General features: G+C 48.1%; 12 protein-coding genes and 1 pseudogene. 8 read left to right on the top strand and 5 right to left on the bottom strand.

The window, feature by feature from the left end:
* The first annotated feature begins 715 nt into the window (after positions 1–715).
* The 4 genes from D1159_RS18125 (at position 716) to D1159_RS18110 (ending at position 2,737) form a co-directional block, all read left to right on the top strand.
* The gene (locus tag D1159_RS18125) at positions 716–949 is read left to right on the top strand and encodes a hypothetical protein (protein WP_347563730.1); all 234 of its coding nucleotides are present in this window, start codon (positions 716–718) and stop codon (positions 947–949) included.
* Positions 950–1,157: 208 nt separating this feature from the next.
* Entirely contained in the window at positions 1,158–1,517 is a 360-nt protein-coding gene (locus tag D1159_RS18120) for a BlaI/MecI/CopY family transcriptional regulator (protein ID WP_161847003.1), read from the top strand.
* A gap of 1 nt (position 1,518) precedes the next feature.
* The gene (locus D1159_RS18115; RefSeq protein WP_161847002.1) at positions 1,519–2,244 is read left to right on the top strand and encodes a M56 family metallopeptidase; all 726 of its coding nucleotides are present in this window, start codon (positions 1,519–1,521) and stop codon (positions 2,242–2,244) included.
* Between the two features lie 4 nt (positions 2,245–2,248).
* Complete coding sequence (locus D1159_RS18110) at positions 2,249–2,737, top strand: hypothetical protein (protein WP_161847001.1); 489 nt, start codon at positions 2,249–2,251, stop codon at positions 2,735–2,737.
* A 56-nt stretch (positions 2,738–2,793) separates the two neighbouring features.
* Here D1159_RS18110 and D1159_RS18105 read toward each other — a convergent pair whose 3' ends face one another.
* On the bottom strand, positions 2,794–3,141 hold the full coding sequence (locus D1159_RS18105; RefSeq protein ID WP_161847000.1) for a helix-turn-helix domain-containing protein: 348 nt from the start codon (positions 3,139–3,141) through the stop codon (positions 2,794–2,796).
* 178 nt (positions 3,142–3,319) lie between these two features.
* On the opposite strand from D1159_RS18105, the gene D1159_RS18100 reads away from it, so the two are divergent.
* Positions 3,320–3,838, top strand: coding sequence for a nitroreductase family protein (locus D1159_RS18100; protein WP_161846999.1), 519 nt, complete (start codon positions 3,320–3,322; stop codon positions 3,836–3,838).
* A gap of 234 nt (positions 3,839–4,072) precedes the next feature.
* Here D1159_RS18100 and D1159_RS18090 read toward each other — a convergent pair whose 3' ends face one another.
* Positions 4,073–4,408, bottom strand: coding sequence for a helix-turn-helix domain-containing protein (locus D1159_RS18090; RefSeq protein WP_161846997.1), 336 nt, complete (start codon positions 4,406–4,408; stop codon positions 4,073–4,075).
* Between the two features lie 126 nt (positions 4,409–4,534).
* Between D1159_RS18090 and D1159_RS18085 the strand changes: the two genes are divergently transcribed.
* Positions 4,535–5,470: a radical SAM protein gene (locus D1159_RS18085; RefSeq protein WP_161846996.1), complete on the top strand. Its 936-nt coding sequence runs from the start codon at positions 4,535–4,537 to the stop codon at positions 5,468–5,470.
* Between the two features lie 42 nt (positions 5,471–5,512).
* On the opposite strand, the pseudogene D1159_RS18080 reads toward D1159_RS18085, so the two are convergent.
* Positions 5,513–5,707 (bottom strand): annotated as a pseudogene (locus D1159_RS18080) (helix-turn-helix domain-containing protein); the annotation flags it as partial.
* Between the two features lie 180 nt (positions 5,708–5,887).
* Between D1159_RS18080 and D1159_RS20310 the strand changes: the two are divergent.
* Both D1159_RS20310 and D1159_RS20305 read left to right on the top strand, forming a co-directional pair.
* Positions 5,888–6,346: a hypothetical protein gene (locus D1159_RS20310; RefSeq protein WP_347563729.1), complete on the top strand. Its 459-nt coding sequence runs from the start codon at positions 5,888–5,890 to the stop codon at positions 6,344–6,346.
* Entirely contained in the window at positions 6,300–6,539 is a 240-nt protein-coding gene (locus D1159_RS20305; protein ID WP_347563728.1) for a hypothetical protein, read from the top strand. Before D1159_RS20310 ends, D1159_RS20305 begins: the two co-directional genes overlap by 47 nt.
* On the opposite strand, the gene D1159_RS18070 is transcribed toward D1159_RS20305, so the two are convergent.
* On the bottom strand, positions 6,536–6,859 hold the full coding sequence (locus D1159_RS18070) for a MerR family transcriptional regulator (protein WP_161846995.1): 324 nt from the start codon (positions 6,857–6,859) through the stop codon (positions 6,536–6,538). The genes D1159_RS20305 and D1159_RS18070 overlap by 4 nt on opposite strands.
* Positions 6,860–6,951: 92 nt before the next feature.
* A partial coding sequence (locus D1159_RS18065) for an IS3 family transposase (protein ID WP_161846994.1) occupies positions 6,952–7,580 on the bottom strand: 629 nt, incomplete at its 5' end.

The raw sequence follows: 7,580 nt of genomic DNA, 5'->3' as shown, positions 1-7,580 counted from the left end.
TCCGGCTCAATCCGGTGATGATCGTCAGGGCACTTCTGATAGCCGTAAATCGCCCAGGTTCCGATAAATTCGCCGTTAGGCTTTTTGTCAAGAGGAACTTTTCAAGGGATGGGAAAAATCTGGCGTGAAAAGCCCCGTGGACGGTTAGATGCCGTTTTCGGGGGCGGGTAGTATAAAACCCTTACCCCACCCCGCACCGGGGCTTGGAGCGCCCCAGGAAGCCCGTATTCATGCGGGTTTGGGGGCTGTGCCGCAAGTCTAAATGTCCACGCCCGCCGGGGACGCATTTGCCCTTATCCTGTTCTTTGGAAGAGGCCGGGGGCGCGGGGGCAGAGCCACCGCAAAACCTACCGTCAGCCGCCGCACCAGTGCAGACGGTTTTGCCGTTAAAATGAAGCGGACGAAAGCGGGGGCAGGGTTGTCAAATCCTGTTCCCCGTTTTCGGCGGCGAAATGGCAACGGCAAAAATCCAGACAGTCAAGGGGCAGAGTGGAGATTTTTTGCGGAGCAAAAAATACTACTCGTCCCTTGACGGTCTGGATAGTCGAAACGGCGTGGAACGGGGATTGTTTTCAGTGGGGAGATGTGCTATACTTGAACCGATAAATCAACCGACAAATCCGGCTTTATTTGAGGTGCGATATGAATATAGAAATATCAAAGGAATACAAAGCATCTTTAGTTCCGTTTTCAAAGGAAATATTAGAACCTCTTAATCTTCCGACAGAATAGCTGGACGAGCATACAAGGCGGGGAGCAGTTGGCAGAGCTTTCTTCCTATTACGGAGGAATGACCCCGCCAGATAAGCCGCACATCTACAAACTTTATGTATATGCGCTGGATAAGCTACTGAACTTGGAACGAGGATTTTTGCTGAATGAACTCTATCGGGAAATGGACGGTCACATTTTAGCAGAATATACGCTCAAAGGCATCTATGAAAATTAGCCCCCTGAAGGCGGGAGCCTGGACATCGCAAATCATCGCTACAGTTTTCCTATGTTTCATGGTCAATACGGCCAGACACTCTAAATTGATTTCTTCTGAAATAGAATATTTTAATTTTTAAGACCAAAGTAGTATTGACAACTTGTTAAAACTGTGGTAGTATATGCAAGTGTCCACTACTCCAGTCTTAAAAAGGAGGTGTTATTGAATGGACATAAAACTGTTCGATTCAGAATTGAAAGTAATGGCTGTCCTTTGGCGCGATGGTGATGTTCCGGCTAAGTATATTGCCAAGCTGCTGGCCGAGGAATTGGGTTGGAACGTAAATACAACTTATACCCTGATTAAACGCTGTATCAAAAAGGGCGCGATTGAACGCTCCGAACCGAACTTCATGTGCCATGCGCTTATCCCAAAAGAAGAGGTGCAGGAAGCGGAAACGAATGAGTTGATCGACAAAGTGTATGACGGCTGCGCCGACAAACTGTTTGCAGCTTTGCTGGGACGCAAAAAATTGAGCGCCGAGCAAATTGAAAAGCTCAAGCAAATTGTTGGGGAGTTGGAGTGAGGTGGCGCAAGTGAGCCTGCTGCAAATGAGCTTTGCCGGGGCTATGATAATTTTGGCAATTACCATTATTCGTATCTTGGCAATCAACCTATTACCCAAAAAGACTTTTTTGGTGCTTTGGGAGATAGCGGTTGCGCGGCTGTTGTTTCCATTTTCTCTTCCATCCACATTTAGCGTATACTCGTTATTGGCACAATGTATGCATGCTGCAAATACGGAAAAAGTCTCACAGGAAGTTAAGATGCTGCCGATAGAAATAGCAAAGCAAATAACCACGATACCCGCTGATAGCTCAACCACTGCAAGTGCTATTTCTATGTGGACACTTATTTGGGCTGCTGGTGTGATGCTCTGTGCTGCGGTTTACTTTGTGGCCTATTGGAAATACTGTCAAGAGTTTCAAACGTCCCTGCCGGTAGACAACGGATTTGTAAGGCATTGGATAAGTACCCACCAGCTAAAACGGTCAATATCCATTCGTCAATCCAGCCGCTTTTCTACCCCGCTCACCTACGGGGTGTTCCAGCCTGTGATACTGATGCCAACATCTACCAAGTGGGAAGATTCTAAATTGTTACAGTACATTTTAGCCCATGAGTATGTACATATCCGGCGTTTTGACAGCATTACAAAATTTGTGTTATTACAAGAAAATATCTATTACGGCACTTGCGCTTACGTTCGCATTGGTTGTCAGTGTAACAACCGCCTTTGCTACGGCTGCTGATGGTATGAGTAGTGAGATTCGTGTTCAAGATAAAAGCGGAACTACAATTCCTGAGCAGTACGCAGATATTGATGGTTCGCTTAGTTATAGCATCGGGAAAGAAGCTGATACGAATGCCCCTGTTACCATAGGGAATACCACATTGATTTCTGTCAGTCCTGATGATGAGCGTAAACATACCCCGGAAGAATGGCAGCAAATTCTCAAAATGATCGAAGAAGGCAAAGTGTTTTGGTCAGATCAGCCCACTGAATATAACACCGCGGCCCCAGTGCAATCAGGCGATATTCACGGCTCGCCCGTGGACAAAACCGCATCAGCAGATAATGCTTTGCTTGAGAACAACGTAATCTACTTTGACACAGAGGCCGAGCGTGACGAACACTTTCGCGCTTTGGCAAATGAGAAAAAAGGGTTAAACCGCTACGCTGGTTTTGAAACCATGTATGCAGGCATAGATACCTCTGCACCCATAACGTATATTGTTAAGTAAGTTCTAACGTTTCCGGAATAGAAACGGGCATAGCCAACCGCAGCTATGCCCGTTTATTATATCCTTGCACTACAACACGGCGGCTGAATGTCCAGACCGTCCATGTAGTTTGTTCCCCATTGACACATGGCGTCCAAAACAGGGATAATGCTGTCTCCAAGCGCTGTCAGAGAGTACACGGTTTTGGGCGGCTTCTCCGGGATCACCTCTCTATGTATCATGCCGCAGTCCTCCAAGTCGTGGAGCTGTTGGGAAAGCATTTTGGGGGTTGCGTTAATTCTCCGCTGCAACTCCATATAGCGCAGAGGGCAATCTACCAGATGCCAGAGGATCAGCGGCTTATATTTCCCGCCAATCAGTGACAAAGTTACCTCAACAGGACAGTTGAATTGCGTTTGCTTCATGGAATCACCTCATGGAAAAGTATATCATAGCGCGGCGGTCTGGAAAAGGACTCACTTTTTGGGAAGTACCTACCGAAAAAGTGCAGTCTTGTGAAGCGTTCAGAATGTTGTTAGAATTTTGCCAGATGGTCGCCCTGACCGGCCGGCCATTAAATCAATTTAGAAAGGACAACATATCATGGATTTTATGACGATTGCAAAGAAACGCTGCTCCCTCCGCAACTACACCGATCAGAAGGTGGAGCCGGAAAAGCTGGAGAAAATTCTGGAGGCTGCTCATGTGGCCCCTACCGCCGCCAACCTCCAGCCGGTTCACCTGATCGCCGTCCAGAGCGCCGAGGGCCTTGCGAAAATTGGAAAAGCCGCCAACATCTACGGTGCGCCCCTGGCCATTATCGTCTGTGCTGACCACAACAAAGCATGGGTACGGCCCTTTGACCAAAAGCAGACCGGGGACATCGATACCTCCATTCTGACCGACCACATGATGCTCCAGGCCACGGAACTGGGCCTGGGCAGCGTATGGGTGTGCTACTTCAAACCAGACGTTCTCTGCCGGGAGTTCGCTCTCCCTGCCAATTTGGAGCCGGTCAACATCCTGGTGGTCGGCTATGCTGGGGAAAACTTTGCCGACCCGGAGCGGCACAGCCAAACACGAATCCCGATAAGTGAACTGGTTTCCTACGAGAGCCTGTAAACCGTCTGACTGCACCAGGGGGGTATCCTCCTGGTGCGGCCTTTATGAAGAGACAAACTGAAATGGTTACATTTTATATCGTTTGTCATGGGCAGACATTGTTAAATCAGCTTGACCGGGCGCAAGGATGGTCTGATTCTCCCTTGACTGCATTAGGTGAACAGGCGGCTCCCGGAAGTGGCTGCAGTTATCCAACCGCATAACGGTCAGGTATTTAAGATAGGGTAAATCAACTCACCTTTGCTCTGGCAAATTGTGATCGCCCCAGGTTTTCATGTAATCAATCACATCAATAAAACTCTTACCTAAATCGGATAAAGTGTATTCCACTCGCGGCGGAATCTCTTTAAAATCATGCCGGATTAAAAATCCATCGGCTTCTAATTCCCGAAGCTGTTTTGTCAGGGACGATTCTGTTATTTCACCAAGCCGGCGGCGCAGTTCTCCAAATCTATGGATGTCATGAAAGGCGATATAGTAGAGAATTTCAAGTTTCCACTTGCCGCCCAAGATTTTTTGGAGCGTTGACATCGTTTTACACCGCTGGATTGCCGTCTCTGTTTTCCGCATTTTTCATAACCTCCTGATGATATTATATCGTCTTTACAGTTAAAAGGCAAGGTACTACAAAAAAGTACCGTACTTTTATTTTCTCTGCGCCATGTTATAATGGCAAAAAAACAAGGAGGTTCTACTATGCACTACACTGGAACGATATGGAGGCCACCGTATGAGGCTTCCTCGCTGTTGCTTGAAGTGACGGCAGGCTGTACCCATCACAACTGCAAATTCTGCACGCTCTATCATGATTTGCCGTTCAAGTTCAGAATGTCATCCCTTGAAGATGTGGAGAGTGACTTGCAGGAGGTGCAGCTTTGGAGTACAGACCCGATTGCGATGCTGACCGCCCGACTGCAAGGGCAGCCCAGGCCGGAGCGCACCCAGAGGGCCTTTTTGCTCGGGGCAAATCCTTTTATATTGAAGTATGAGCGGCTCATGGCAATCGCTGACTTGATTCGGCAATATGTTCCGTCAGTCAAAACGATTGGATGCTTTGCAAGAATTACAGATGTTACGCTGAAATCGGACGAGGAATTAGTATCCCTCCATCGGGCCGGATATGACGGACTGACAATCGGAATTGAAACCGGCGATGATAAAGCCCTGCAATTTATGAATAAGGGTTATACCGCTGCTGATATTGTGAAACAATGCCAGCGGTTAGACCGGGCCGGTATTCATTACAGTTTCTTCTATTTGGTAAGTATCTCCGGCGCTGGACGTGGTGAGATCGGAGCAAAGGCCACCGCAGACGTTTGCAATCAGCTTCATCCCACGCTCATTGGCGTCAATATGCTGACAATTTACCCGGAATCGGAGCTTTACCAGGAAATTCAGCGCGGCAACTGGAAAGAAGAAAGTGAGATTGAAAAATACAAGGAAATTCGCACTTTACTTGAAAACCTAAAAATACCCACCCAATTTGCCGCTTTAGGCGCATCAAACGCATTTCAGTTCCAAGGAGCCTTGCCAGAGGACAAGGAAGCTCTTGCCACAGCGCTTAACAGGATTATTGAAACCGTAAAAGAAGATGATTTGCGGGAGTATCGCGTCAATCTGCGCCATCTGTAAAATACTCACCCTCATCACTGGCTGATGGCACAGCTGAATGATTTTTTGATCTTCCAGTTCCCGGATTTGCTGCGTCAGAGTTTTCGTTGTGATTTTCCGGAAACGCCTCTGTAATTCGTTGAAGCGTACGGCCCCTTTGGAAATTTGCCACAGGATTTTCAATTTCCACTTGCCGCCCAAAATATTCAGTCCGATCTCCACAGGGCATTGGTCGGTAATTGCAGCTGCTTTTGCCATCGTATTTCCTCCACGGCAGTATCGAAAAAGAAACTACATACCCCAAATGTGTGTTCTTGCTCATCCTTTTTGTCCGTGGTATCCTTGGTGGTGCCACATCCAGGCAAGGAAAGGAATGATCTCAATGATTGTAGACAGCCATCAACACGTTATGCTCCCACTACCATGCAGATTCAGAAAATGGATGATGCTGGAGTGAACAAAGCGATTCTATTGACAACGACCCCTTATGTGGAGCGGGCCGAAACTGCAACCTTAGAGGCGATCGGCGCAGAGATGCAGGTGTTGTACCAACTTCTGGCGGGCAGCTATTCTCCCGAAGTCAGGATAGCCAAAATGAAGGACCCCATTCTGGAGTTAAATCAGGCCATCCAGGATGCGCCAGATCGCTTCTTCGGCTTTGGCCCTGTTCCGTTGGGGCTTACGGACGGCGACACCGCAAAATGGGTAAAGGACTATATCGCCGGAAATTCATTCAAGGGGGTTGGCGAGTTTACCCCCGGTTCAGAAACGCAAATCACACAGCTTGAATCTGTGCCGGAAATATCCTGCTGTGCCGGTTATCTTTGGACACATGGGCGGCTCAAACTGGATGGATGTGATCGCATTTGCAAAGGAACAGGAAAACGTCTGCCTTGATTTGTCTGCGGCATTTACACCCCTTTCAGTTAAAACAGCTTTGACCGAAGTGCCGGAAAAATGTTTGTTCGGTTCAGATGCTCCATTCGGTGAGCCAAAGCTGTGCAGGCAGTTAATTGAATTTGCCAGTCCGTCCAGCTCCATCACAGAAATGGCGCTGGGCGGCAATATCGAAAGACTGCTGCAAATTTAAGGCGCGTCCGAACAGCGGCGTTCCATCTCCTGCTGGTAAAAAGCAATCTTTTCGTCCAGCTTTGCCTCATGCTCCTGCAGCTGCCTGATCTGGTCTTTCAGCGATTGGCGGTGCTGGATCAGCATTTCCATCCGTTCCGTGAGGGTAGTATCCCATTTGGCTCGGAGTACCGCATATCTCTTGATTTCCTCAATCGGCATCCCGGTTGCTTTCAGTCTTTTGATAACGGCAATCCAGATAATATCGTTGTCAGAATAACGGCGGCGGTTACTGGAATTTCGCATAGGAGTTATCAAACTCTCATGCTCATAGTAGCGCATCGTAAACTGTACCCCAAGTCAAGGACAATCAGTTGGGTGTCAATCAGGATTTTGGAGCGATTTCGCAAAGGGATCTGCAGGCGCAGATTTCTTTAGTTGTAATAGTCTACCCAATCGCCTATCAGGGCAAGGAGGTCGTTGCAATCGCTGCAGGCGACCAAATCCAACTCGTCCTTCATATGCCCGAAGAAGCTCTCTTGGGGCGCATTGTCCCAGCAGTTGGCTTTCCTGGACATGGACTGGCGCAGATGATTATCCCGGATGATTTGAATGAATTTCAAACTTGTATAGTGGGACCCCTGATCGCTGTTGATCAGGGGTTCTGCCTGTAGAGAAACACCATGGATTTTGATCAACTGATTCACTGCGTTGAGCATCCGGCGATAAGGATTTGCTTTTCGGATGGGGCACTTCAAACCATATTTATTCATAATTCTTCGGATTTTCTTGAGATTCATGCACACAGGAGTTTCCAAATGCAGGAGACGCATGTAGATACTGCGCGCTCCTTTTGCGTATCCGCGATGATTATACGCCTGCAAAATCAGTGCGAAATCATTTTGATCCTGGGCTTCACGTCTCGCGCGGGATTCAGCGGCAACGGCCCAGCGATAATATCCAGAGCGGGAAACATTGGCCTGGGCTGGCGCAGAGGTGAACCGGGATGACGCTTTGGGCTGTTCGGCTTTCCATTTCAGAATATGGGAACGGATGCTGCGGA

This window comes from Pseudoflavonifractor sp. 524-17 (genome assembly GCF_009935845.1).
Taxonomy (GTDB): Bacteria; Bacillota; Clostridia; order Oscillospirales; family Oscillospiraceae; genus Pseudoflavonifractor_A.
This window is presented reverse-complemented; position numbering and strand designations above follow the sequence as displayed.